Origin of the sequence: Kitasatospora sp. NPDC047058 (genome assembly GCF_040643935.1) — a bacterium.
Classification (GTDB): Bacteria; Actinomycetota; Actinomycetes; order Streptomycetales; family Streptomycetaceae; genus Kitasatospora.
Window position 1 is genome coordinate 29,597 of record NZ_JBEYVJ010000003.1, and the last position, 23,141, is coordinate 52,737.

25 protein-coding genes are annotated in these 23,141 nt (G+C 75.3%); 10 read left to right on the forward strand and 15 right to left on the reverse strand.

Annotated elements, in window-relative coordinates:
- Nucleotides 1–61 precede the first annotated feature (61 nt).
- The 3 genes from ABZ885_RS00820 (at nucleotide 62) to ABZ885_RS00830 (ending at nucleotide 2,763) form a co-directional block, all read left to right on the forward strand.
- Nucleotides 62–1,795, forward strand: coding sequence for a pyruvate dehydrogenase (locus tag ABZ885_RS00820; protein WP_360181536.1), 1,734 nt, complete (start codon nucleotides 62–64; stop codon nucleotides 1,793–1,795).
- Nucleotides 1,796–1,888: 93 nt separating this feature from the next.
- The gene (locus ABZ885_RS00825) at nucleotides 1,889–2,524 is read left to right on the forward strand and encodes an XRE family transcriptional regulator (RefSeq protein ID WP_360181539.1); all 636 of its coding nucleotides are present in this window, start codon (nucleotides 1,889–1,891) and stop codon (nucleotides 2,522–2,524) included.
- Nucleotides 2,525–2,556: 32 nt separating this feature from the next.
- A complete protein-coding gene (locus tag ABZ885_RS00830; protein ID WP_360181542.1) occupies nucleotides 2,557–2,763 on the forward strand; it encodes a DUF6126 family protein in 207 nt (68 codons plus the stop codon).
- 49 nt (nucleotides 2,764–2,812) lie between these two features.
- Here the strand turns inward: ABZ885_RS00830 and ABZ885_RS00835 are convergent, their stop codons facing one another.
- The gene (locus ABZ885_RS00835) at nucleotides 2,813–4,249 is read right to left on the reverse strand and encodes a PLP-dependent aminotransferase family protein (RefSeq protein WP_360181545.1); all 1,437 of its coding nucleotides are present in this window, start codon (nucleotides 4,247–4,249) and stop codon (nucleotides 2,813–2,815) included.
- A 200-nt stretch (nucleotides 4,250–4,449) separates the two neighbouring features.
- On the opposite strand from ABZ885_RS00835, the gene sigJ reads away from it, so the two are divergent.
- From sigJ to ABZ885_RS00850, 3 genes are all read left to right on the forward strand, one after another.
- The gene (gene sigJ / locus ABZ885_RS00840) at nucleotides 4,450–5,349 is read left to right on the forward strand and encodes an RNA polymerase sigma factor SigJ (protein WP_360181548.1); all 900 of its coding nucleotides are present in this window, start codon (nucleotides 4,450–4,452) and stop codon (nucleotides 5,347–5,349) included.
- A gap of 226 nt (nucleotides 5,350–5,575) precedes the next feature.
- On the forward strand, nucleotides 5,576–5,938 hold the full coding sequence (locus tag ABZ885_RS00845; RefSeq protein ID WP_360181551.1) for a YciI family protein: 363 nt from the start codon (nucleotides 5,576–5,578) through the stop codon (nucleotides 5,936–5,938).
- Nucleotides 5,935–7,182, forward strand: a complete 1,248-nt coding sequence (locus tag ABZ885_RS00850; RefSeq protein WP_360181554.1) for a DUF6596 domain-containing protein — start codon at nucleotides 5,935–5,937, stop codon at nucleotides 7,180–7,182. The genes ABZ885_RS00845 and ABZ885_RS00850 overlap by 4 nt, the downstream gene beginning before the upstream one ends.
- A gap of 151 nt (nucleotides 7,183–7,333) precedes the next feature.
- Here the strand turns inward: ABZ885_RS00850 and ABZ885_RS00855 are convergent, their stop codons facing one another.
- Both ABZ885_RS00855 and ABZ885_RS00860 read right to left on the reverse strand, forming a co-directional pair.
- Nucleotides 7,334–7,783 carry an SRPBCC family protein gene (locus ABZ885_RS00855; protein ID WP_360181557.1) on the reverse strand — a complete coding sequence of 150 codons (450 nt, stop codon included), beginning with the start codon at nucleotides 7,781–7,783 and terminating at the stop codon, nucleotides 7,334–7,336.
- Nucleotides 7,784–7,894: 111 nt separating this feature from the next.
- Complete coding sequence (locus ABZ885_RS00860; RefSeq protein WP_360181560.1) at nucleotides 7,895–8,464, reverse strand: TetR family transcriptional regulator; 570 nt, start codon at nucleotides 8,462–8,464, stop codon at nucleotides 7,895–7,897.
- Between the two features lie 108 nt (nucleotides 8,465–8,572).
- Here ABZ885_RS00860 and ABZ885_RS00865 point away from each other — a divergent pair, with 108 nt between their 5' ends.
- Nucleotides 8,573–9,208 carry a dihydrofolate reductase family protein gene (locus tag ABZ885_RS00865; protein WP_360181563.1) on the forward strand — a complete coding sequence of 212 codons (636 nt, stop codon included), beginning with the start codon at nucleotides 8,573–8,575 and terminating at the stop codon, nucleotides 9,206–9,208.
- A gap of 35 nt (nucleotides 9,209–9,243) precedes the next feature.
- Here the strand turns inward: ABZ885_RS00865 and ABZ885_RS00870 are convergent, their stop codons facing one another.
- The 3 genes from ABZ885_RS00870 to ABZ885_RS00880 form a co-directional block, all read right to left on the reverse strand.
- The gene (locus ABZ885_RS00870; RefSeq protein WP_360181566.1) at nucleotides 9,244–10,029 is read right to left on the reverse strand and encodes an alpha/beta hydrolase; all 786 of its coding nucleotides are present in this window, start codon (nucleotides 10,027–10,029) and stop codon (nucleotides 9,244–9,246) included.
- Nucleotides 10,030–10,071: 42 nt separating this feature from the next.
- A complete protein-coding gene (locus tag ABZ885_RS00875; RefSeq protein WP_360181568.1) occupies nucleotides 10,072–10,821 on the reverse strand; it encodes an NAD(P)H-binding protein in 750 nt (249 codons plus the stop codon).
- 130 nt (nucleotides 10,822–10,951) lie between these two features.
- The gene (locus ABZ885_RS00880) at nucleotides 10,952–11,851 is read right to left on the reverse strand and encodes an RNA polymerase sigma-70 factor (RefSeq protein WP_360181571.1); all 900 of its coding nucleotides are present in this window, start codon (nucleotides 11,849–11,851) and stop codon (nucleotides 10,952–10,954) included.
- Nucleotides 11,852–12,025: 174 nt separating this feature from the next.
- Here ABZ885_RS00880 and ABZ885_RS00885 point away from each other — a divergent pair, with 174 nt between their 5' ends.
- Nucleotides 12,026–12,529: a hypothetical protein gene (locus ABZ885_RS00885; RefSeq protein ID WP_360181574.1), complete on the forward strand. Its 504-nt coding sequence runs from the start codon at nucleotides 12,026–12,028 to the stop codon at nucleotides 12,527–12,529.
- Between the two features lie 45 nt (nucleotides 12,530–12,574).
- On the opposite strand, the gene ABZ885_RS00890 is transcribed toward ABZ885_RS00885, so the two are convergent.
- Nucleotides 12,575–13,381, reverse strand: coding sequence for an NRDE family protein (locus tag ABZ885_RS00890; protein ID WP_360181577.1), 807 nt, complete (start codon nucleotides 13,379–13,381; stop codon nucleotides 12,575–12,577).
- 261 nt (nucleotides 13,382–13,642) lie between these two features.
- Here ABZ885_RS00890 and ABZ885_RS00895 point away from each other — a divergent pair, with 261 nt between their 5' ends.
- Together ABZ885_RS00895 and ABZ885_RS00900 are read left to right on the forward strand one after the other, a co-directional pair.
- The gene (locus ABZ885_RS00895; protein WP_360181580.1) at nucleotides 13,643–14,122 is read left to right on the forward strand and encodes a carboxymuconolactone decarboxylase family protein; all 480 of its coding nucleotides are present in this window, start codon (nucleotides 13,643–13,645) and stop codon (nucleotides 14,120–14,122) included.
- Nucleotides 14,123–14,127: 5 nt separating this feature from the next.
- Nucleotides 14,128–14,949: an isocitrate lyase/phosphoenolpyruvate mutase family protein gene (locus ABZ885_RS00900; protein ID WP_360181583.1), complete on the forward strand. Its 822-nt coding sequence runs from the start codon at nucleotides 14,128–14,130 to the stop codon at nucleotides 14,947–14,949.
- A gap of 67 nt (nucleotides 14,950–15,016) precedes the next feature.
- Here the strand turns inward: ABZ885_RS00900 and ABZ885_RS00905 are convergent, their stop codons facing one another.
- From ABZ885_RS00905 to ABZ885_RS00940, 8 genes are all read right to left on the reverse strand, one after another.
- The gene (locus ABZ885_RS00905) at nucleotides 15,017–15,277 is read right to left on the reverse strand and encodes a hypothetical protein (protein ID WP_360181586.1); all 261 of its coding nucleotides are present in this window, start codon (nucleotides 15,275–15,277) and stop codon (nucleotides 15,017–15,019) included.
- Nucleotides 15,278–15,369: 92 nt separating this feature from the next.
- A complete protein-coding gene (locus ABZ885_RS00910; protein WP_360181589.1) occupies nucleotides 15,370–16,479 on the reverse strand; it encodes a cytochrome P450 in 1,110 nt (369 codons plus the stop codon).
- Nucleotides 16,443–17,954 (reverse strand): cytochrome P450, encoded by a 1,512-nt coding sequence (locus tag ABZ885_RS00915; RefSeq protein WP_360181592.1) that lies wholly within the window; start codon nucleotides 17,952–17,954, stop codon nucleotides 16,443–16,445. The genes ABZ885_RS00910 and ABZ885_RS00915 overlap by 37 nt, the downstream gene beginning before the upstream one ends.
- Nucleotides 17,951–18,520 carry an ATP/GTP-binding protein gene (locus ABZ885_RS00920; protein WP_360181649.1) on the reverse strand — a complete coding sequence of 190 codons (570 nt, stop codon included), beginning with the start codon at nucleotides 18,518–18,520 and terminating at the stop codon, nucleotides 17,951–17,953. The genes ABZ885_RS00915 and ABZ885_RS00920 overlap by 4 nt, the downstream gene beginning before the upstream one ends.
- Before the next feature lie 49 nt (nucleotides 18,521–18,569).
- Nucleotides 18,570–18,917, reverse strand: a complete 348-nt coding sequence (locus ABZ885_RS00925) for a DUF742 domain-containing protein (protein WP_360181595.1) — start codon at nucleotides 18,915–18,917, stop codon at nucleotides 18,570–18,572.
- Nucleotides 18,914–19,327, reverse strand: coding sequence for a roadblock/LC7 domain-containing protein (locus ABZ885_RS00930; protein ID WP_360181598.1), 414 nt, complete (start codon nucleotides 19,325–19,327; stop codon nucleotides 18,914–18,916). Before ABZ885_RS00930 ends, ABZ885_RS00925 begins: the two co-directional genes overlap by 4 nt.
- Nucleotides 19,311–20,672 carry a sensor histidine kinase gene (locus ABZ885_RS00935; RefSeq protein ID WP_360181652.1) on the reverse strand — a complete coding sequence of 454 codons (1,362 nt, stop codon included), beginning with the start codon at nucleotides 20,670–20,672 and terminating at the stop codon, nucleotides 19,311–19,313. The genes ABZ885_RS00930 and ABZ885_RS00935 overlap by 17 nt, the downstream gene beginning before the upstream one ends.
- Nucleotides 20,673–20,820: 148 nt before the next feature.
- On the reverse strand, nucleotides 20,821–23,115 hold the full coding sequence (locus ABZ885_RS00940) for a SpoIIE family protein phosphatase (protein ID WP_360181601.1): 2,295 nt from the start codon (nucleotides 23,113–23,115) through the stop codon (nucleotides 20,821–20,823).
- Nucleotides 23,116–23,141 lie beyond the last annotated feature (26 nt).

Below are 23,141 nucleotides of genomic sequence, written 5' to 3' on the forward strand. Positions count from 1 at the left end.
GCGCTCCCGCCGGAGGGTGCAGGTGTCCTGTGGCGAGCGGCGGCCGGTGAAGGAGCCCCCCGTGGTGAGTGTGGCCGAGCAGATGGTGGAGGTGCTCCGGCAGGCCGGGGTGGAGCGGGTGTACGGCGTCGTCGGCGACAGCCTCAACCCGGTGGTGGACGCGATCCGCCGGGCCGAGGGGATCGGCTGGGTGCACGTCCGCAACGAGGAGGCCGGGGCCTTCGCCGCGGCCGCCGAGGCCGAGCTCAGCGGCCGTCTCGCGGTCTGCGCCGGCTCCTGCGGTCCCGGCAACACCCACCTGGTCCAGGGCCTCTACGACGCCCAGCGCAGCGGCCTCCCGGTGCTCGCGCTCGCCTCGCACATCCCGTCCGGCCAGATCGGCACCGGCTTCTTCCAGGAGACCCACCCCGAGCGGGTGTTCACCGACTGCAGCAGCTGGTGCGAGATGCTCTCCGCGCCCGCCCAGCTGCCCCGCCTGCTCCGGATCGCGGTCCAGCACGCGCTGGGCGCCCGCGGCGTCTCGGTGCTGGCCTTCCCCGGCGACGTCGCCGCCATGCCCGCCGCCGGCCCGACCGGCACCAGCCACTTCCTCACCGAGCAGGCCGTCGCCGCCCCGCCCTGGTCCCAGGTGCAGGCGCTGGCCCGTGCCCTCAACGCGGCCCCCCGGGTGGCCCTGTTCTGCGGTGCGGGTGTGCGTGGCGCGCACGCCGAGGTGATGGAGGTCGCCGGGGCCCTGAACGCGCCGGTGGGGCACTCGCTGCGCGGCAAGGAGTGGATCCAGTTCGACAGCCCGTACGACGTCGGGATGAGCGGCCTGCTCGGCTACGGCGCCTGCCACGAGGCCTTGCACGCGGCCGACCTGGTGCTGCTGCTCGGCACCGACTTCCCGTACGACTCCTTCCTGCCGCAGGCCCGCACCGTCCAGGTGGACCACGACGCCACCCGGCTCGGCCGCCGCACGGCCCTCGAACTGGCCGTCCACGGCGACGTCTCGGCGACCCTGCGGGCCGTCCTGCCGCTGCTGGAGCCCAAGCAGGACCGCGGCTTCCTGGACGAGATGCTGCGCAAGCACTGCCGCGCCCTGGAGGACGTGGTCGGCGCCTACACCCGGGACATCGGGAACCACCTGCCGGTCCACCCCGAGTACGTGGCCTCGGTGCTGGACGAGGTGGCCGCGGACGATGCGGTGTTCACCGTGGACACCGGGATGAACAACGTCTGGGCCGCCCGCTACCTGCAACCGAACGGCCGCCGCCGGGTGATCGGCTCCTTCCTGCACGGCTCGATGGCGAACGCGCTGCCGCACGCGATCGGCGCCCAACTGGCCTGTCCCGGACGGCAGGTGGTGGCCATGGCGGGCGACGGCGGGCTCTCGATGCTGCTCGGCGAGCTGCTCACGGTGGTGAAGCACCGGCTGCCGGTGAAGACGGTGGTCTTCAACAACGGCGCGCTCGGCATGATCAAGCTGGAGATGCTGGTCTCCGGTTACCCGGAGTCGGAGACCGGCAACGGGGACGTCGACTACGCGGGGATCGCCCGGGCGATGGGCATTCCGGCCAAACGGGTGACCGAGCCGGCCCGGGTGCGGGAGGTGCTGGCGGAGGCGCTGGAGCGGCCCGGCCCGGCGCTGGTGGACGTGGTCACCGACCCGAACGCGCTCTCCATCCCGCCGCACATCACCGCCGCGCAGGTGAAGGGCTTCGCCCTGGCGGCCGGCCGGACGGTGCTCTCCGGCGGGGTCGGGCGCATGATCGACCTGGCCCGGAGCAACCTGCGGAACATCCCCCGGCCGTAGGCCCCTGTCCGGGCCGCACGGAGGCGTCGCGGAGCCTTTTGCCTCAGAGGCAATTTTCTTGCCCGTCCGGCACGCGGGGTGTCCACTGGTCACATGACCACCAGCCCGACCGGCCCCTCCGCCCCCGGCGACCAGTTCGACGACCAGGAGGTCGCCGGCCTCGCCGCGCGGCTGCGCGAGCACCGGCTCAGCAGCCGGCTCACGCTCGAGGTGGCCGCCGCCCGGATCGGTCTCTCCCCAGCCTATCTGTCCCGGCTGGAGACCGGCCGCCGGCAGCCGTCGCTGCCCGTCCTGCTGGGCCTCGCCCGCGCCTACGGCACCTCCGTCTCCGGCCTCCTCGGCGAGGCCATGGTCGAGCCCGACCCGGTGGTGCGCGGCGGCGCGATCGAGCCCGGCCGCGCGGGCGGCTGGGGCTACCGCCGGGCCGGCGCCCCCGGCCGGGCCATGCAGGCGCTGCGCGTGCACGTCCCCCCGGGCGTGCAGGACGCGGTGGTCCGGGTCCACCCCGGCGAGGAGTGGCTCTACGTCCTCCAGGGCCGGCTGAAGCTGACCCTCGGGGACCGCGTCCACGTCCTCGCGGAGGGCGACTCCGCGCACTTCGACTCGCTCACCCCGCACTGCATCGCCGCCGACTCGGCGGACGGGGTCGAGCTGCTCTTCGTCCACACCCTGCTGCAGAGCCCCGGCGGCGAACTCTGCCTCGGCGGCGGCCCTGCCGCACCCCACTGACCCGTCGTCAGAACTCCCGGAGGAGATCTCCCATGGCTGATCCCACCACCACCGCCACCACCACCGCCGTCCCCGCTGCCGCCCCCGCGGCCGTGCCCCAGGCCGCCCCGAAGACCGTCGACGCCGGCAAGTGGGCCAACCGCCGCGTCGGCATCCGGGTGCTGGTCTACATGGTCGCCACGCACGCCTTCGCGGGGTTCATCATGCTGCTCTTCGAGCTCGGCAACCGCAACAAGTAGCCTGCCGCGCCGGTCCGTTCGTTCGGCCAGGCCGTTCCGGCCGCGCCCGTCACGCCCCCCGGAGCAGCTCGCAGAGCGCGTCCAGGGCGGCCGGGAAGGTGCGGTCGGACGGGGTGCCGTAGCCGACCACCAGCGCGGGCGGGGCGTCCGGCGCGAGGGCCGGGTCGGCGAGGTGCCAGCCGAGGCCGGTGACGACCAGGCCGGCCGCCTCCGCGCGGTCCAGCAGCTCGGCCTCCGGCACTGCGCCGGACGGCAGTTGCAGGACGGCGTGCAGCCCGGCCGCGATGCCCGTCACCTCGACCTGCGGGGCCCGCTCGGCGAGCGCCGCGACGAGCAGGTCGCGGCGGCGCCGGTAGTGCAGCCGGGAGCGGCGGACGTGCCGGTCGTAGGTGCCGGAGGTGATCAGTTCGGCGAGGGTGAGCTGGTCGAGCACCGGGGCCATGCCGTCCGCCAACTGCTTCAGCCGGGCCACCGGCTCGACCAGCGCGTCCGGCAGGGCCAGCCAGCCGAGCCGCAGGCCCGGGGCGAGGCTCTTGGCCGCCGTCCCCGCGTACACCACCCGCTCGGGGTCGAGCGCCTGCATCGCGCCGAGCGGCTGCCGGTCGTAGCGGAACTCGCCGTCGTAGTCGTCCTCGATCACGTACCCGTCGTGTGCGCGGGCCCAGCCGACGGCCGCGGCCCGGCGGTCGGCGGCCAGCGCGGCGCCGGTCGGGTACTGGTGGGCGGGGGTGAGCAGGACGCCGCCGGGCCGGCCGTCGAGCAGGTCGGTCCTGGCCCCGGAGCAGTCCACGGGCAGCGGGAGGGTGGCCAGCCCGGCGGCCCGGACGGTGTCCCGCTGCGGCGGCAGCCCGTACGCCTCGACGGCGAGGGCCCGGCCGTCCCGCCCGCGCAGGGCCGCGCTCAGCAGGCCCAGGCCCTGGGTGAACCCGGCGCAGACCAGCAGGTGGTCGGGGTCGGTCCGGACCCCGCGCACCCGGGCCAGGTAGGCGGTGAGCGCCTCCCGCAGCTCGATCCGGCCGAGCGGGCTGCTGTAGTCGAAGGCCGCGTGCGGCGCCGTGGCGAGCGCGCGCCGGGTGGCGGACAGCCAGGCGCTGCGCGGGAACAGCGAGACGTCCGGGCGGCCGGGCATCAGGTCGTGCCGGCCGTGCCGGCGGTCGAGCGGCGGGTGGGCGGTGCGCCGGCCCGGGCGCGGTGCCGTCCGCTCGGCCACCGTGGTGCCCGAGCCCTGCCGGGAGGTGAGCCAGCCCTCGGCGGTGAGCTGCCCGTACGCCTCCACCACGGTGTTGCGGGCGATCCCGAGGTCCTCGCCGAGCGCCCGGGAGGACGGCAGTCGGGTGCCGGGGGCCAGCCGCCCGTCCTGCACCGCCTCGCGCAGGGCGTCCTCCAGGGCCGCCCGCAGCCCGGCCCCGGCGGCCCGGCGGCCGGTGAGGTCGAGGTGCAGGTCGCCGCCGAACGTCGTCCAGGAGGCGTTCCGGGGGGTGCTCATTGGGCGGTGGGCCCCGTTCCGTGTTCCGTTGCCGATGCGGTCCGTACCGCGATTATCGCGCTCCCCCGCCGGCGGCCGGTCGGGCCTCCGGACGGGGCCCGGCGGCGGTGCGGGCACGCCGGAGAAGGCCGGGTGCCCGCGCAGCCCGGCCGGTTATCGTCAACACGGCACCGACGGACCAGAGCTGGGGGATGTGACAGGTGAGCGGGGACGAATTCCAGGCGCGGCGGTTCGAGGAGCACCGGCCGCAACTGCGCGCGGTGGCCTACCGGATGCTCGGCTCGCTCAGCGAGGCCGAGGACGCGGTGCAGGAGGGCTGGCTGCGGCTGTCCCGCACCGACACCTCCGGGGTGGAGAACCTCGGCGCCTGGCTGACCACGGTGGTCGGCCGGATCTGCCTGGACCTGCTGCGCTCCCGCACCGCGCGGCGCGAGGACCCGCTCCAGGGCGAGGACGGGCAGGTCCGGCTGCCCGACCCGGTGGTGGGGACGGCCTCCGGTGCCGTCGACCCGCAGGACGAGATCCTGATGGCCGACTCGGTCGGCATCGCGCTGATGGTCGTCCTGGAGACCCTGACCCCGCCCGAGCGGCTGGCGTTCGTGCTGCACGACCTGTTCTCCGTCCCCTTCGACGAGATCGCGCCGGTCCTCGGCCGCACCTCCGCCTCCACCCGCCAGCTCGCCAGCCGCGCCCGCCGCCGCGTCCAGGGCGCCGCCCCGGCCCCCGACAGCGACCGGGCCCGGCGCCGTGAGGTGGTGGAGGCCTTCCTCGCCGCCTCCCGCGCCGGGGACTTCGACGCCCTGCTCGCCGTCCTCGACCCGGACGTGGTGGCCCGCGCGGACGGCGGCACGCTCCGCCCCGGCCTGGTCCGCCGCGGCGCGGCCGAGGTCGCCTCCCAGGCGATCACCTTCGCCCGCTTCGCCCAGGACAGCCGGGCGGTGCTCGTCAACGGTGCGCCCGGCGTGCTCTCGCTCGCCGACGGCAAGCCGCTCTCGCTCATGGCGTTCACCGTGCACGGCGGCCGGATCGTCGCGATGGACTTCCTCACCGACCCGGACCGCCTGGCGCAGCTCGACCTGGTGGCCCTCCTGGACGGCTGAGGCCGGGGGCGCCGGGGCGGGGGCTGACACGGCCCGGGCCCTCCCCGCATGTTGATCATGGGGGAGGGCCTCCCGGCACGGCCGGAGGAGCGGCGGACCCGGGCGTGGGACGGGCGCGAAAAAGATCCGGGAATTCCGTCGGGCGGTGTAGAGGGCCGTGCCTCCGCTCCGACCGAAGGGTGGAAGCGCGCCGACGGGGCGCGCGGGAAGCGGGAGGACACCCGGAATGAAGTACGTCGCGATGATCTACGGCAACCAGGCCAAGTGGGACGCGTTCCCGGCCGAGGCCTGGCCCGAGGCGATCGCCCGGCAGGACGCGTTCAACAAGCGGTACCGCGAGAGCGGCGAGCTGATCGGCGCCTACGGTCTGGCCGACGCGGCCGCCGCCCAGCTGGTGCGCCGCCGGGACGGCCTGCCGGCGGTCACCGACGGCCCGTACCTGGAGACCAAGGAGTACCTCGCCAGCTTCTACCTGCTGGACTGCGAGAGCCTGGAGCGCGCCCAGCAGATCGCCGCCGACATGCCGTTCGCGGACGTCGAGCCGGTCGAGCTCTGGCCGGTCCTGCACGACGCCGCGGCGGACGTGTGACCGGCCTGCCCCACCCCGCCGAGGACCTGCTGCGCGAGCTGGCGCCGCAGGTCCTCGGCGCGCTCGTCCGCCGGTACGGCGTCTTCGACACCTGCGAGGACGCCGTGCAGGAGGCGCTGCTCGCCGCGGCCCTCCAGTGGCCCGGGTCCGGCGTGCCGGAGAACCCGCGCGGCTGGCTGCTCACCGTCGCCTCCCGCCGCCTGGTCGACCAGGTGCGCAGCGAGAACGCCCGCCGCCGCCGTGAGGACGCGCTCGCCCTGGCCACCCCGCAGTCCGCCCTGCTCGGCCGTGCCGCCGACAGCAGGCCGGAGGCCGACCGGGACGACTCGCTGGCCCTGCTCTTCCTCTGCTGCCACCCCGCGCTCTCCGCGCCCAGCCGGATCGCGCTCACCCTGCGCGCGGTCGGCGGCCTGAGCACCGCGCAGATCGCCGCCGCGTTCCTGGTGCCCGAGGCGACGTTGGCCCAGCGGATCAGCCGGGCCAGACAGACGGTCAAGGGCCTGGGGCTGCCCGCCCCCGAGGGCGCGGAGCGCGCCGAGCGGCTGGCCGAGGTCCGCCAGGTGCTCTACCTGGTCTTCAACGAGGGCTACACGGCGAGCGGGGGCGACGGCCTGACCGCGCCGGAGCTGGCCACCGAGGCGATCAGGCTCGCCCGGCTGCTGCACCGGCTGGTCTCGGACGACCCCGAGACGGCCGGCCTGCTCGCCCTGATGCTGCTCACCGACGCCCGCCGCCCGGCCCGCACCGGGCCCGGCGGGGAGCTGGTGCCGCTCGCCGAACAGGACCGGCGGCGCTGGGACGGCCGGCTGGTGGCGGAGGGCGTGGCGCTGATCAGCCGCACCCTGCCGGGCGGCCGGGTCGGCCCGTACCAGCTGCAGGCGGCGATCGCGGCCGTGCACGACGAGGCCGGATCGGCGGAGGACACGGACTGGCCGCAGATCCTCGCCCTGTACGAGCTGCTGGAGCGGTTCGGGCCGAACCCGGTGGTGACCCTGAACCGCGCGGTCGCGGTGGCCGAGGTGCACGGCCCGGCCGCCGGGCTGGAGCTGCTCGCCACGCTGGAGGGTGACAAGCGCATGGTGCGCAACCACCGGCTGCTCGCCACCCGGGCCCACCTGCTGGAGCTGCTCGGCGACCGGTCCGGTGCGGCCGGGGCCTACCGGGAGGCGGCCCGCCGCACCACCAGCGCGCCCGAGCGGCTCCATCTGACGGAACGCGCACGGCGGTTGGAGGCCACGGGATGAGCACTGACGCTTCGGCAGCCGTCCGCGGCACCGGGCACGGCCTCCACCTCGCACGCCCGGCGGAGGTGGCGCGGCTGATCGGCGGCTTCGTCCCGCCGCCGGAGTGACCCGGCGGTGTCGCCGACACCCGGTGCGGACGGTGGTGCGGGACCTACGCGGCCCGGCTCTCCAGCAGCCGCTTCAGCGTCTGCTCGTTCTTCGGCATCTCCTTCTTCGCCATCGGTTTCACGACCAGCGGCACGAGCACGTGGCCGAGCCCGTGCGGCTCGAAGTCGAGCGAGAGCGTGACGCGGGACCGTTCGCCGTCGCCGAGCGGTTCGACGGTGCCCCGCACATCGCCCCGCACCGGGCCGTCGATGCCGTGCATCCGCCAGCTGCGGGGCGGGTCGAACTCGGTGATCTCCGAGGTCATCGGCATCTCCCGGCCGCGGACCTTCCGGGTGACCCGTACCCGGGAGCCGACGTGCAGGGGGCCGCCGTCCAGTGCCTCGGCGGAGACCGCACTCTCCTGCCATTCGGGCAGGTGGGAGGTGTCGGTCAGGTACGAGAAGACGTCCTCGGGCCGACGCGCGATGTCGATGCTTTCCTTGATCGCGGACATGGCTGCCCCCTTTCGCGGTGCCATCACTTGAATGGTCCCACCACGCCCGCGCCCCCGACCCTCCCGCACGGGAAGTCGGCCCGGCGGCTTCCCGCGCGGGAGGCCGCCGGCTCAGCCGGCCGGGGCGATCCGGGCGACCAGGGTGTCGACGAGCGCGGCGGGGTCGTCCAGCAGCCCGGGCAGCGTGAGGTGTTCGAGCAGCAGGCCGGTCATCGCGAGGTAGAGGACGACCACGGTGTCGCGGTCGCCGGGGAGGCCCTCGCCGAGGTGGTAGGCGATGTTGGCGTCCAGCTCCGCCCGGAGGGTGCGGGTGAGCTCGGTGCGCAGCCCGGGTCGGCGGGCGGCCTCCAGGCGCAGCTCCAGCAGGGCGAGGTAGCCGGAGCGGTGGGCCTCGATGCGCCGGAGCAGGTCGTGCAGCAGGGCGGCGACCAGGGCCCGGTCGCGCGGGGCGCGCAGCAGGCCGGTGATGACCTCCGGGTCCGGGGTGAGGTGGTGGTGGACCCGGCCGGCGACCTGGTGGAGCAGGTCGTCGCGGTTGGCGAAGTAGTTGGAGGCGGTGCCGGCCGGGACGCCCGCCCGGACGTCGACGGCGCGGAAGGTGAGGCCGCGGGCGCCGTCGCCCGCGAGGACCTCGATGGCGGCGTCGACGAGCGCCGCACGGCGGGCGGGATTCTGGGCCATCGCTGATTCTCCTTCAGGAAACTCTTGCACCACTACATCCGGAGTACTATAACTGGAGTGGTTCGCATGACGGGCCGGAACCCCGCAGTCACGACAGCAAGGACCTGGATGCGCAAGCTCAGCTACTTCATCGCCGGCACCATCGACGGCTTCATCGCCGCCCCGGACGGCACCTACGACTTCTTCTTCCCGTACGTCACGGGTGACTTCCTCCCCTACCTGTCCGACACGTTCGCGGACACCATCCCCGCCCTGGGCCGGACCGCCATGGGCCTCGACGGGGTGCCCAACAAGCGCTACGACACCGTGCTGATGGGCCGCGCCACCTACGAGCCGGGGCTGGCCCTCGGCATGGCCAGCCCCTACCCCCACCTGCGGCAGATCGTCTTCTCCCGCTCGCTCACCGAGAGCCCGGACCCGGCCGTCGAGGTCACCGCCGAGGACCCGCTGCCCGTGGTCCGCCGGCTCAAGCAGGAGGACGGGCTGGACATCTGGCTCTGCGGCGGCGGCACGCTCGCCGGGCAGCTGCTGCCGGAGATCGACGAACTGATCATCAAGCTCAACCCGATCGTGGCCGGTTCCGGCGTGCCGGTCTTCTCCGCCGACTTCGCGCTGCGCGCCTTCGACCTGGTCGAGAGCCGGAGCTTCGACAACGGCACCGTGGTCCTCACCTACGCGAAGTCGACCCTCGCGACCGGCGGGGAGCTGGGGGCGGACGGCATGCCGCTCGCGCCGGCGAGCTGACCACCGGGCAGGCGCCCGCGACCGCCGCAGCACGCTCAGCGCACCTCGGCGTACAGCTCCTCGACCAGCCGCGCGACGGCCTCCGGCTCGCGCAGCATCGGGTAGTGGTCGGAGGCCGCCATCCGGACCAGCCGGCAGCCGGGGATCCGGGCCGCGGTCTCCTCGTTGAAGCGCACGACCCCCGGCCGGTCCAGCTCGCCCAGCGCCAGCACGGTGGGCGCGGCGATCTCGCCGAGCCGGTCGAAGGCGGGCGGGTCGGGTTCCTGGTACCCGACGTTGCCGAACCAGGCGGGCAGCACGGCCCTGAAGTGCGCGGCGGCGACCGGGTCGGCCTCCGGGGTGCCGCCGCCGGCCAGCCCCCAGAGCCCGAGCCCGAGCCGGACGATGCCCTCCGTGTCGCCGGCCCCGGCCAGCCGTCCCACCTCCCGGTGCAGCTCGGACTCGTCGAGGCCGTCGTACCCGGTGACCGTGGGGACGAACAGCGCCAGGCCGGCCACCCGCTCCGGGGCGGCCAGCGTGAGGCTGACCGAGGCGGCCCCGCCCATGCTGGAGGCCACCAGGACCGCCCGCTCCAGCCCGAAGTGGTCGAGCACCGCGGTGAGGTCCGCGGCGGGGGAGTACGCGGCCGTGGGCGCGGGTGACCGCCCGTAGCCGCGGGCGTCGTAGCGGATCACCCGGTACCGGCCGTCGAGCGCCGAGAGCACGCGATCCCAGATGGTCGAGTCACCCACGCCCGGGTGGACCATGACCAGCGGCAGCCCGTCCCCTCCCGAGTCCTCCGCCCAGACTTCGCCGTTGCCGACGGACACCATGGTTTCCATGGCGCCAGTCTGGGCGCCCGGGCGGCCCGCCGCATCAGGGCGTCACCCCAGGCGCCGCCCGAACCGCTCCGCCAGGAACTGCTCGAAGGTGACCCGGCCCACCGCCCGCTCCGGCGTCAGGTGGCCGCCCGCCCGCAGCGCGCGGTAGGTCCCGCCGGCCAGCCGCACGTTCAGCAGCGGACGGCGCCGTCCGGTCGCGTCGAGGTAGGCCCGGGCCAGCTCCGGGAACGGGCGGACGGCCGGCCCGCCCATGTCCGGCACCCTTCCGGCCGGCGTCGCCGTCGCGAGCCCGGCCAGCCGGGTGGCGACCTCCGCCACCTCGATCGGCTGGTCGGCCACCCCGGCGGGCAGCAGCATGACCGGCAGCTTGGCCGAGGCCTGCACGACCCGCAGCATCAGGTCGTGGAACTGCGTCGTGCGCAGGATGGTCCAGCCGAGCCCGGACTCCTCGACCAGCTTCTCGACGGCGAGCTTGGACCGGTAGTAGGACAGCGGCACCCGGTCGACGCCGACGATCGAGATGTAGACCAGGTGCCGTACGCCGGCCGCGCGGGCCGCATCGATCAGGTGGCGGGCCGCCTGTTCGTCGCCGCCGCGGGGGGAGGAGGCGCAGTGCACGATCGTCTCGACGCCCGCCACGGCGTCGGCCAGCCCGGTGCCCTCGCGCAGGTCCACGGCGTACGGCCGGGAGTGCCGGCTCAGCACCCGTACGTCGTGCCCGTCCGCGCGCAGCCGTTCGGTGACGAGCCGGCCGAGCGTGCCGGTGCCGCCGGTCACCAGGATCGTGGTCATCGCAGTTGCCCCTTCGATGGGCGCGCTCCCCGGTGGAGCGCGCGTCACCCGCTGAGAACCGACGAGCCCGCGCTTTTGTGACAACGGCCCCGGGACGGCCCCCAGCCGTGGGGGCCGGAGTCGGGGGCGGTCAGACCCCGGGCGCCGAGGCGGCGAACTGGCGGCTCGCGAAGGCGAGCTTCTCCGGGTTCAGCACGACCCGCACCTCGGCGATGACGCCGTCCCGCGGTTCGAAGGAGGCGACGGAGATCAGCTGCCCGCCCGCGTGCAGCAGCAGAGCCGCCGCACCGTTGACCTCGGCGACCGTGAACTCCCAGCCGCCGCCGAACCGCTCGCTGCTGCCCGCCAGGAAGCGCAGGACCTTCTCCCGGCCGACGATGGGCCGCAGCGCCGCCGTGATCCTCCCGCCGCCGTCGCTCCACCAGACGATGTCCTGGGCGAGCAGCCGTTCCAGCCCGGCGAGGTCGCCCTCGCGCGCCGCCGTGACGAAGGACGCGACGAGTTCGCGCTGCTGCTCGGCCGCCGGGGTGAAGCGGCTTTCGGGCGCGGCCACCCGTTGGGCCGCCCGGCGGTACAGCTGCCGGCAGTTGGCCTCGGTCAGGTCGAGCACCCCGGCGATGTCCCGGTGGCTGTAGTCGAACGCCTCGCGCAGCACGTAGACCGCCCGCTCCGTCGGGGTGAGCCGTTCCAGCAGCACCAGCAGGGCCGTCGAGACGGCCTCCCGCTGTTCGGCGGACTCCAGCGGGCCGAGGGTGCCGTCCTGGGTGAACACCGGCTCCGGCAGCCACGGCCCGACGTACTGCTCGCGCCGCATCCGGGCCGAGGTGAGCCGGTTGACGCACAGGTTGGTGACGACCTTGGCCAGCCAGGCCCCCGGGTGTCCGATCGACGCGCGAGGGGCGCCGTTCCAGCGGAGGTAGGCGTCCTGCACCGCGTCCTCGGCCTCCTCGGCGGAGCCGAGCAGCCGGTAGGCCAGGCCGAACAGCCTGGGGCGGTGGGCGGTGAACTCCTCGGCGGTCCCTGATGTCACGTCCTCAGCCTGCCAGAGGCCCGGAAACAGACGTATCGTGGTGCTTACCGGCAGAAGTTCGGGTGAGTCCTGAGGAGTAACCGGCGCTACCGTCTGGACGACGCGACTGGCGGTGTGTCAGGATCGGTCCTGCCGACGGGCGGTGGGCCCGGCCGGCGAACCAGGGGAGGAATCATGTCGCAGGACTCTCAGCCGCAGTTCGTGATGGTGCCGGTGCCCGTCGAGCACGTCACCAAGGTGTACGGCTTCCTCGCGGAGCTGGCCGGCGCCGGGTCCGCCGCTCCCCCCGTCCCCCCGGCTCCGCCGGAGGGGCCGGGTGCGGCGGACGACGGCAAGTGGCCGGTCGTCGAGTGGACCGTCGAGGACTTCCGCCGGCTGATGATCGAGCCGCTGGGCTCGGTGCAGACGGTCGCCCGCGTGCTCGACGTCCTGGCCGAGCAGCCGGACACGAAGGTCAGCTACACCACGCTGGCCACCCGGCTGGGGGTCGAGAAGAAGAACCTCCAGGGCAACCTCGCCGCCTTCACCCGCGCCGTGCACCGGCACTACCGGCGCCGGAACTGGCCGATGACCTGGGTCGAGGCGCTCACCGACGAGCCGGGCCTGAAGGTCGAGTTCTTCTACACGATGAGTGCGGGCACGGCCGCCCGCTGGCTGAAGGCCCGCGCGGAGGGCTGACCGGCCGCTGGTGCCGTCTACTCCAGGCGTCCGTCGGACCAGTCGCTAGACGACCCGCCGCCAGCCGCCGTCCGCCGGTCCCGCCGTGGGGGCGGGGCCGAAGTCGTACCGGACCCCGGACGGCCCGAAGGCCAGCAGCGAGATCGACGACGAGCCCCAGATCCGGCCGTCGCCGAACTCGCGCCGCTGGATCAGCGCCGCCGGGTCGTCCGGCTCCAGGCCGTCGCCGGAGACGATCGGCCTCCAGGCGCCCCACGCCTCCGCCACGTCCTCGCCGCCCCCCGGCTGCGGCTCCGGCCGGGGGGTGGCCCCGAAGCGGGCCCGGAAGTGCGCGGACCGGGCGGCCATCAGCGAGCTGACCAGCTCCGACGCGGTGCGGTTCGCGGCCAGCCCCTCCAGGCCGTCGTTGAGCACGACGCTCAGACCGGCGGGCAGGTCGAGCTCCTCCAGCCGGCTGCCGCTGCCGCCCCAGCTCAGCACCCTGGCGCCGGCCGGGCCCGCCAGCACCAGGTGGAACGGGTCGTACCGGTCGAGGTCGAGGTGCCCGATCCCGCCGTCCCGGACGGCGATCAGCGGCAGTTCGCCGCGCGAGAGCCGCGCCCCGGCCGGGGCCATGGTGCCGAAACCGTTCAGCAGACAGGCCGCCGCGGCCGGGTTCCCCGGGCCGGTCCCCGGCTCGACCGCCAGCCACGTCCCGCCCGCCACGAGGTCCAGCCCGCCGACGGCCGTCGGGTGCCCCGGCCAGTGGTGGTCCGGCGGCGCCCACCGCCGCCCGGCGTACTCGTCCCGGACCGACAGCAGCAGCACCGGCACCGCCGACGCAGGGTCGATGCTGACGAACGCCGTGCACACGCGCTGGGCTCCCTGACCTCGCCGGACGGGTGGCCGCACAGCCGCCCTGCCGCCGATCCTCGCACGGACGTTCGCCCGTCGGGAGGGTCGTGCCCCCGTCGTTCCGCCGCCGTGCCCCCGCCGTTCCGCCGCCGCCGTGCCACACTCGGGCCGGACGCCGCCCGCCCGCGGCACCGCCCGGCCCCGAGACCGGAGTGGCCCACGATCTCCCGGCCCGAATGTGCCGGAGCGGCAGTCCATTCCCCGCCTAGGGTGGCCCTCATGACGACGACCGAGCACCCCACCGTGTCCGCCCCCGAGCAGCGGATCTCCCTCCCCGACCTCGCCCCCGAGTTCTACCGGGCCATGGCCGGCCTGGAGCGCGCCTCCCGGAAGGGCGTCGACCCGGTGCTCGCCGAGCTGGTCAAGGTGCACGCCTCGATGCTCAACGGCTGCGCCTTCTGCATCGACATGCACTCGACCGACGCGGTGAAGAACGGCGAGCAGCACCACCGGCTGCTCTCCCTCCCGGCCTGGCGCGAGACCTCGTGGTTCACGGCGAAGGAGCGGGCCGCCCTGGCGCTGACCGAGTCGATCACCCTGCTGACGCAGGGGCACGTCCCGGACGCCGTCTACGACGAGGCCGCCGCGCGGTTCGAGCAGACCGAGCTGGCGCAGCTGATCACGCTGATCGTCACCATCAACGCCTGGAACCGGATCGGCGTGACCTCCCGCCTCAGCCCGGCCGTGAAGGAGGGGTGACCGGCATGACACCGACCCGGCAGCAGGAGAAGGCCCGCGCGCTGGGCGAACTGCACCGCCCCGGCGAGCCGTTGGTGCTCGCCAACGTCTGGGACGCGCTGGGAGCCCGGCTGGTCGCGGCGGCCGGGGCCCGGGCGGTCGCCACAGCCAGCGCGAGCGTGTCCTGGACGCTCGGCAGTGCGGACGGTGACGCCGCCGACCGCGAGGAGGTGCTCGCCCGGACCGCGCAGATCGTGCGCTCGGTCGGGCTGCCGGTCACGGCGGACCTGGAGACCGGGTTCGGCGCCACCGCGGCCGAGGTCGGCGAGACGGTGACGGCCCTGGTCGCCACCGGCGCGGTGGGCGTCAACCTGGAGGACGCGGCGCGCCCGGCCGACGAGGCGGCCGAGCGGATCGCGGCGGCCCGGGCGGCCGCGGGCGGGGCCGGGGTCGACCTCTTCGTCAACGCCCGCACCGACGTCTTCCTCCGCCGGATCGGCGACCCGGCCGGCCGCCTGGACGAGGCGGTCCGGCGCCTGCGCGCGTACGTCGAGGCGGGTGCGGACGGCGTGTTCGTGCCCGGGGTGGCGGACCGGGAGACGATTGCGGCACTGGTCGCGGCCGTCCCGGCGCCGCTGAACGTGCTGGCGGGCCCGGGCTCGCCGTCCGTGCCGGAGCTGGCGGAGCTGGGCGTGGCCCGGGTCAGCCTGGGGCCGGGCCTGGCCGAGGCGGCGTACGCGGTGGTGCGCCGGGCCGCCGAGGAGGTCTACACGGCGGGCACCTACACGGCGCTCGACGGCGGGCTCACCTATCCGGAGCTGAACGCCCTCGCCCTGGGACGGGACTGAGCCGCGGGTGGTCCGGGCACGCTCGGGGGTGTGCCCGGACCACCCGCGTGGTGCGGGGTGGTCCGGATCAGTTCAGGACCTGCCCGCTGATCCCCGGGTGCTCCATCTGGCCGGTGCCGACGGCCTCCACCTGCTGGGCGGCGTGGCCGACCAGCGGCAGCTTGCCGGCCTCGTGGATCACCAGGTCACTGGGGGAGAGGTTGAGGCCGCTGGAGAGCCCGTCCAGGGCGTCGGGCTGCGAGGCGACCGAGCTGGTGGCGGACGCGGCGGGGGCGGCCAGGGCGAGGCCCGCCATGGTGAGGGCGGCCAGGGTGGCGAGTTTCTTCATGGAACGCCAAACGACCCGGCCGCCCTCAGGTCACCCCCGACGACCCCCGACGACCTCCGGAGGCCTCCGACGGCCTCATCCCCGGCAGGCGCTCACACCGTCACCCGCAGCGTCCGCACGCTGTTGCTGACGAACGACGCGATCGGCTCGGGCGCCGGGCCGTCCTCCGCCGGGGCCAGCCCGGGGAACCGCTCGAACAGGAACCGCAGCGCCGTCTCGGCCTCCATCCGGGCCAGCCCGGAGCCGAGGCAGAAGTGCGGGCCGTGGCCGAGCGAGAGGTGCCGGTTCGGCTGCCGGGTGACGTCGAAGCGGTCGGCGTCCTCGTGGTGGCCGGAGTCCCGCCCCGCGGCCGCGTACGAGGCGAGCAGCGCCTCGCCGCGCCGGATGACGACGTCACCGACCTCGATGTCCTCGGCGGCGTACCGCATCGGGAACTGGCCGACCGGCGAGTCGTACCGGAGCGTCTCCTCGACCACCGCGGACCACCCGACCGTGCCGTCCAGCACCAGCCGCAGCTGGTCGGGGTGGGCGAGCAGGGCGCGGACGGCGTTGGTGATCAGGTTGAGCGTGGTCTCGTGGCCGGCCACCAGCATCAGCAGCAGGGTGCCCACCAGCTCGGCCTCGCTGAGCCGGTCGTCGGACTCCCGGGCGGCGATCAGGTCGGTGGTGAGGTCGTCGCCGGGCTCGGCGCGCTTGGCCGCGACGACGGAGGCGAGCAGCGCGTGCAGGCCGCGCTGGGCGGCGATCGCGGCCTCGGGGGTGGCGGAGCTGGAGACCAGGGTGTCGGAGAGTTCGTGCAGTTCGTCCTGCTGCTTGGGCGGCAGGCCGAGCAGCTCGCCGATGACCTGCATGGGGAGCGGGTAGGCGAAGTGCTCGCGCAGGTCGAACGCGCCCTCCAGCCGGGCGACGCCGTCCAGCAGGGCGGTGGTCCGGGCCTCGATCGCGGGCTGCAGTTCGGCGATCCGGCGCGGGGTGAAGGCCTGGCTGACCAGGCCGCGCAGCCGGCGGTGGTCCGCGCCGTCGACGGTGATCATGCCGGGCACGGTGACGAAGTTCAGCAGGGGCCAGCCCTCGGGCAGCCGGCCCTCGGTGAAGGTCGTCCACAGCTGCGGGTTCTTTCCGACCCGTGGATCGGCGAGCAGCTCCTGCAGGGTGTCGTGGTGGGTTATCGCCCAGACCACCACCCCGCCAGGGAGTTCCACCAGGACCGCCGGGCCGTCGGCGCGGAGTCGGGCGTTCTCGCCGTGCTGGTCGCGTCCGAAGGGGTCGAGCCGGACGGGCTCGGTTCGGCGCTGCTCGGGTCCACGGGCGGCGGTGTCCATGCGGGCCTCTCGGGGGCTGGCGGGCGGGGCGGGGTGAAGGCGCTGTAGAGCACCGGCAGGCCGACCAGGGCGCGCGACCACGGCGACGGGCGCCAGGTCAGTTCGCCCGACGGCACCGCGAGTTGGAGGTCGGGCAGGCGGTGCAGCAGGGTCTCGACGGCGGTCTCGACGATGATCCGCGCCGGGTGCTGGGCCGGGCAGACGTGCTGGCCGGCGCCCCAGGCCAGGTGCGCCCGGTTGCCGCCGAGGGCGCCGTGCACGGCCGCGGCGGACCCCTGGGCGGCCGGGTCGGCGTTGGCCGCGGCCAGGCCGAGGACGAGCATGTCGCCGGCGCTGATGTACTGGCCGCCGAGGACGGTGTCGCCGGTGGCCCAGCGGCCGGGGAAGTTCTGCGTCGGGGGGTCGCGCCAGAGCACCTCCTCCAGCGCGTCGGAGACGGTGAGCCGGCCGCCGGTGAGGGTGGCCCGGAAGCGGCGGTCGGTGAGCAGCAGCCGCAGGGTGTTGCCGGTCCAGTTGATGCTGGTCTCGTTGCCCGCGACCATCAGCACCACCAGGTGGTGCACCGCCTCCTCGTCGGTCAGCGCGGCCGGGTGGGCCAGCAGCCAGGAGGTGAGGTCGGCGCCGGGGGTGGTGCGGCGGCTGCGGACCAGGTCGACCAGGATCGCCTGGAACTCCGCGTTGGCCCGGACCGACTTCTCGCTGCTGTCCACGAAGTGGCTGATCAGCTCGACCAGGTGCGGGCCGGCCTCCGCGGGCAGGCCGAGCAGCTGGGTGAAGACCAGCAGCGGCAGCCGGCGCGCGTACTGGGCGATCAGGTCGGCGGTGCCGTCCGGGCCCCAGCTGTCGATCAGGGCGTCGGCGGCGGCCTCGGTGGTCCCGCGCAGCTGGCGGTGGTCGATCCGGGCTAGCGTGTCGGCGACGGCGGCGCGCAGCCGCTGGTGCTCGGCGCCGTCCAGGTTGAGCAGGGTGGGCCGCCAGGCGGTCATCGGCAGCAGCCGGGAGTCGGCGGCGAGCCGGCCCTCGGCGGGGACCCGCCAGCGGCGCGAGTCCTTGGAGAACAGCGCCTCGTTGCGGGTGAGTTCGAGCAGCTCGGGGTAGCCGAGGACGAGCCAGGCCTCGACCCCGGGCTCCAGCTCGACCGGTGCCACCGGGCCGTACCGGTCGCGCAGCCGGGCGTACAGGCCGTGCGGGTCCTCGGCGACGGCGGCACCGTACAGCGGCGTGAGCGGCACCCCGGCCGGCCGCCCGCCGCCCGCCGGCAGCCCGCCCGCCGGCGCGCCGGCCCCGGCGTGCGCCGGGCACCCGGGCGGCGGCGCGAGTGGCGGAACGGCCGTACCGGGCTCGGGGGTCGTCATCGCTGCAGCTCCAGGACGGAGGTGGCGTGCAGGTGGCCGACGAAGTCGATCAGCAGGTCGTACGCGGCCCGCCGGTCGCGGGCGTCGCAGTACAGGATCGGTACCTCGGGCAGCACGTCGAGCGCCGCGCGCAGCTCGTCCTCGGGGTAACTCGGCGAGTCCGGGAAGGTGTTGACGGCCACCGCGAACGGGATCCGCTGCTCCTCCAGCCGCCCGAGCACGTCGAAGCTCTCGTCCGGGCGGCGCAGGTCCACCATGGCGATGGCACCGAGCGCGCCGCGGGACAGGTCGTCCCAGAGCGGCCGGAACCGCTGCTGGCCGGGGGTGCCGAAGAGGTACAGGGCGAGCCGCGGGTTGAGCGTGATCCGGCCGAAGTCCAGCGCGACGGTGGTGGTGGACTTGTCGCCGCGGCCGGTGAGGTCGTCGACGCCGCTGCTGGCGGCCGTCATGGTCTCCTCGGTGCGCAGCGGCGTGATCTCGCTGAGCGAGCCGACCAGCGTGGTCTTGCCGACCCCGAACGGGCCGGTGACCAGGATCTTCACCGCACCCTGCACGGAGGACGGCAGGTACTGCGGCTCGCCGGGGGCTCCGGCGGCGGCCGCGCCGGCGGGGGCTTCAGCGGAGTTGGCGGAGGCCAACGAGCACCTCTTCCAGGAGGGTTGCGGGCAGGCGTTCGGCCTGCGGGACGGGCGGGAGCACCTGGACGGCGCCGAGGTCCCAGAGGTCGCCGACCAGCACCTTGACGATGCCGAGCGGCAGCCCCAGGTGGGCCGCCACCTCGGCGATCGACAGCAGGCTGCGGCAGAGGTCCAGGATCCGCTGGTGCTCGCGGTTGAGCAGCACGTCCTCGGGTAGTTCGGGCCGGTCCGGTAACGCGCTGACCAGGCTCTCGACCGCGAGCGCGGCCCGGGTGGGCCGGCTGCGGCCGCCGGAGATCACATAGGGCCGGACCGGCCCGCTCACCGCCGGCCCCCCGCCGCGTGGTCGACGCGCGGCGGGCTGGTGAGGTGGGTGCCGATCCGCTCGACCAGGACCTGCATCTGGTAGGCGACCAGGCCGGCGTCGACGGCCTCGCCGGTCACCACGGCGAGGTGGGCGCCGGCCCCGGCGGCGACGATGAAGAGGTAGCCGCCGCCGTACTCGATGATGATCTGGCGGGTCGCGCTGTTCTGGCCGCCGAAACCCTGGGCGACGCCGCGGGCCAGCGACTGCAGGCCGGAGCATGCGGCGGCGAGCCGCTCGGCGTCCTCGCGCACGATGCCCGCGCTGCGGCCGATCTCCAGCCCGTCGTTGGACACGACGACGGCGTGCCGGACCTCGGGGACGGAGACGATGTCGGCGAGCAGCCAGCCGAGGTCAGGGGTGGTGGTCATGGAACTCTCCGGAGCGCTGGGGAAGCTGGGGGGAAGCGGGCTGGGAAGGGTCGTGGTGCGCCGGTACCTGGGCCTGGGCCCGGGTGCGGATCTGGGCCCGGGCCCGGGCGGCCGAACGGCCGTTGGCGGTCCCGGCCTGGAACATCGCCATGAACGCCTGGGCGTCCTGCGCCGAGCGGTGGAGCGGGGGCGCCGGCGTGGTCGCGGCCGGCGCGGTGCGGCGGTGGGTGCGGTCGCGCCGGTGGCTCCGGCGGGGCAGCGGCGGCGGGGCGGCGGGGCCGGCCGCGGGGGGTCGGTCGGTCGGCGGGGTCTCCACCAGGGGGTGCCCGGCGTCCGGCGGGTACCCGGAGCCGGGGAGGTGGCCGGTGGCGGGGGCGGCCGGGTGCAGCGGGCCCGCGGCCCGGTGGGGGAGGGGGGTGAACGCCGGGTCGTCGAGTCCGAGCCCCGGGACGGTCGGCGGGAGCGGTTCGGTGAGCAGCGCGTTCGGCAGCAGCACCACGACCCGCACCCCGCCGTACGGTGAGGGCGCGGAGCTGAGGGTGACCCGGAAGCCGTACTGCTCGGCGAGCCGGCCGACCGCCGCGAGGCCCAACTGCGGTACCTCGCCGAGGCGGGAGACCTCCAGTGCGGAGCCGCCGGCCAGTGCGGAGGCGGCCTTGGCGACCGCCTGCTCGGGCATGCCGACGCCGCCGTCGTCGATCTCGACGACGGCGCCGTTGTGCACGGGCATCAGGGTGACGAACACCTGGGTGCTGGGCGGGGAGTAGCGGGTGGCGTTGTCCAGCAGTTCGGCCACGGCGTGGATCAGCGCCTCGGCGGCGGCGCCGACCACGGCGGTCTCGATCCGGCTGCGGACCACCACCCGCTGGAAGGGCAGGATGCGCGACTGGGCGCCGCGCACCACGTCCTCCAGCGAGACCGGTTCGGGCCAGTGCCGCCCGGCCCGGGCGCCGCACAGGACGGCCAGGGTCTGGGCGAGGCGGGCCTGTTGGGCGGCGGCGTGGTCCGCCTTGAGCAGGCCCTCCAGCAGGGCCGGGTCGTCGTGGGTGCGCTCCATCTCGTCCAGCAGGGCCTGTTGGTCGTGTGCCATGACGAGGATCCGGCGGGCCACGCTGAGGAAGGCCCGCTGGGTGGAGGCGTTGAGTTCCTGCTCCTGCTGGACGGCGGCCAGTTCGCTGCCGCGGCGGGCCAGTTCGGCGTCGAGCTGGTCCCTCAGCCGGGCGAGTTCGCGCTGCTGCCGGTTGTTGCGACGGCGCTGGGTGGCGGAGACCGCGCGGTAGCGGGCGGCGGCCACGAGGGCGAGGGCGGCGAACAGGCCGGCCGCCGTTGCGCACCACTGAGTCATCGTCACGCGGCGAATTCTAGGGTGATGATCCTACGAAGGGGTGAACGGATCTCGCCATGTGACCGGATCTCGTCAATATCCCGTCAATACGGCGTCAATCAGACGTCCTTCGGCCCCGACCGGCCCTTCTGCCGCCCGCCCCCGGGCGCTACCGCGCCGCCGCCACCCGGTGCAGCAGCAGGAGCGCCACGTCGTCCGGGCGCGAACGGCGCTCGGTCACGTTGAGGGTGAGCAGATCGGCCAGCCGCTCCAGGGCCGGCCCGGGGCCGATCCGGACCGGGCCGGCCTGCCGGGCCCAGAGCTCCAGCCCGCCCAGCATCCGCTGCACCGACTCGTCGTAGTCCTCCGTGCGGTCCTCGACCAGCCCGTCCGTGTACACCAGCAGCGTCTCGCCGGCCTCCAGGCGGCCGGCCGACAGCTCGTACGGCACCCCCGGGTCCACGCCCAGCGGCGGGCCGCCCGGCAGGTCCAGCTCGACGGCCCTGGCCCCGGCGGTGATCCGCACCGGCGGCGGGTGCCCGGCCCGGGCCGCCCGCAGGGTGCCGTCGGCCGGGTCCAGGGTGAGGTAGAGGCAGGTGGCGAAGAGGTCGGTGTCCAGCCCGGAGAGCAGCCGGCCGGTGCGGGCCAGCGTGGCCGCCGGGTCGTGCCCGTCGGTGGCGTACGCCCGCAGGGCGCTGCGCAGCTGGCCCATCACCGCGGTGGCCTCGGCGTTGTGGCCCTGGACGTCGCCGATCACCAGGCCGATCCTCCCGTCCGGCAGCCGGAGCAGGTCGTACCAGTCGCCGCCGATCTGCATGCCCTCGGTGCTGGGCAGGTAACGGGCGGCGCTGGCGATCCCGGGCAGCCGCGGCAGGGTGCGCGGCAGCATCGCGCGCTGCAGCTCGGTGGCCCGGTGGTGGTGGGTGTCGTACAGCCGGGCGCGCTCCAGGGACTGCGCCAGGACGCCGGCGAACGCCGAGTAGAGGGTGCGGTCCTCGCGGCCGAAGACCCGCTCGGTGGCGAAGGTGATCAGGCAGGAGCCGACCTGCCGCCCCGAGGCGACCAGCGGCAGCACCGCCCAGGCGGCCGGGGCGAGCGGTCCGTTCCCGTCGCCGCGCCCGCCGGTGCCGCCCGGTTCGCTGAACAGCGGGGCCGAGCGGGCCAGCGAGCGCTGCATCACGCCCTCGGAGAGGTCGGCCAGCCGGGTCAGCTCGGTGCGGCGCGGTCCGCCGTAGACGGTGTGCGCGACGGGCAGCAGCCGGCCCTCGTCCACCAGGTCGAGCACGATGCCGGCGGCGCCGAACGCCGGGCGGGCGATGTCGGTCACCGCGGTGGTGACGTCCCGGACGGTGATCGCGCGGGACAGCGCCCGGGTGAGCGCCAGCAGCAGCGCCGAGCGGGCCCCGGCTGCCGCCGTGGCGTCGTCCGGCGCGTCGGCGGGCGGGCGTTCCCCGGCGGTTCGGGCGCGGTCCCGGTCGGCGAGCAGCCCGGCGATCCGGACCGGCCGCCGGTGCACGTCCAGCATCACCTCGCCGGTCTCCTCGATCCGCACCACGCCGCCGCCCTGCCGCAGCACCCGGTACCTGATCCGGTACGGGCCGCCGGTGGCGAGGGCCTCGGCCAGCGCGGCCTGGACGTCCGGCAGGTCCTCGGGGTGGACGAGCCGGTCCAGGTCGGGCGGGCCGGCCGGGGCACCCTCGGCGGGCTGCGGCCGGCCCACCACCCGGTAGGCCTGGGCGTCCCAGTAGGTCTCGCCGGTGACCAGGTCGCGTTCGAAGGCGCCGTGCCCGGCGGAGCGGACGGCGAGCGAGAGCATCGGGTGGGCCAGTCCGGCGGCCCCGTCCTGGTCGCCCCCCGCCGTCCCGGCACCGGGGCCGGGCCGGACGCCCCGGGGCACCCGGGCCTCGGCGTGCGCGTGGTCCAGCAGGTGGGCGAGCCGGTGGGCGCAGGCGTCGGCGAGCGTCTCCAGGACGTCCAGGTCGCGGCGCGGGACGGTGCCCCGGTGGGCGAGGGCGAGGGCCAGCACTCCGGTGGGCTGCTCGTCGACGATCATCGGCAGGGCGATGACGGCGACCATGCCGGTGCCCATCCCGGTGTTGTGGTTGGGGTAGTCGGCGCTGGTGCGCTCGGGGCTGAGCAGGTAGGGGCGGCGCAGCCGGAGCGCCATCGCGGCGGGGAGGTCGCCGGCCGGGTCGACCACGCCGTAGCGCTCGTGCGCCCAGTCGGGCAGGCCGTGCGAGGCGGTGAGCCGGAGCATGCCGGCGGGGTCGAGCAGGTAGAGCGCGGATCCCTCGCCGGTGATCCAGCCCGGGCCCTCGGCGAGGACGGTGCCGAGGAGTTCGGCGGCGCTGGTGCAGGCGAGCAGTAAGCGGACGCAGCGCATGGCGCTGCGCGCGGTGGGGCTGCTGCGCGGCGTCCGGCTCTCGTCCTCGGAGGGGGGAAGCCACGGCGAGGACAGGTCCATGGGATCCTCCGGCGGTGTCTTATCGG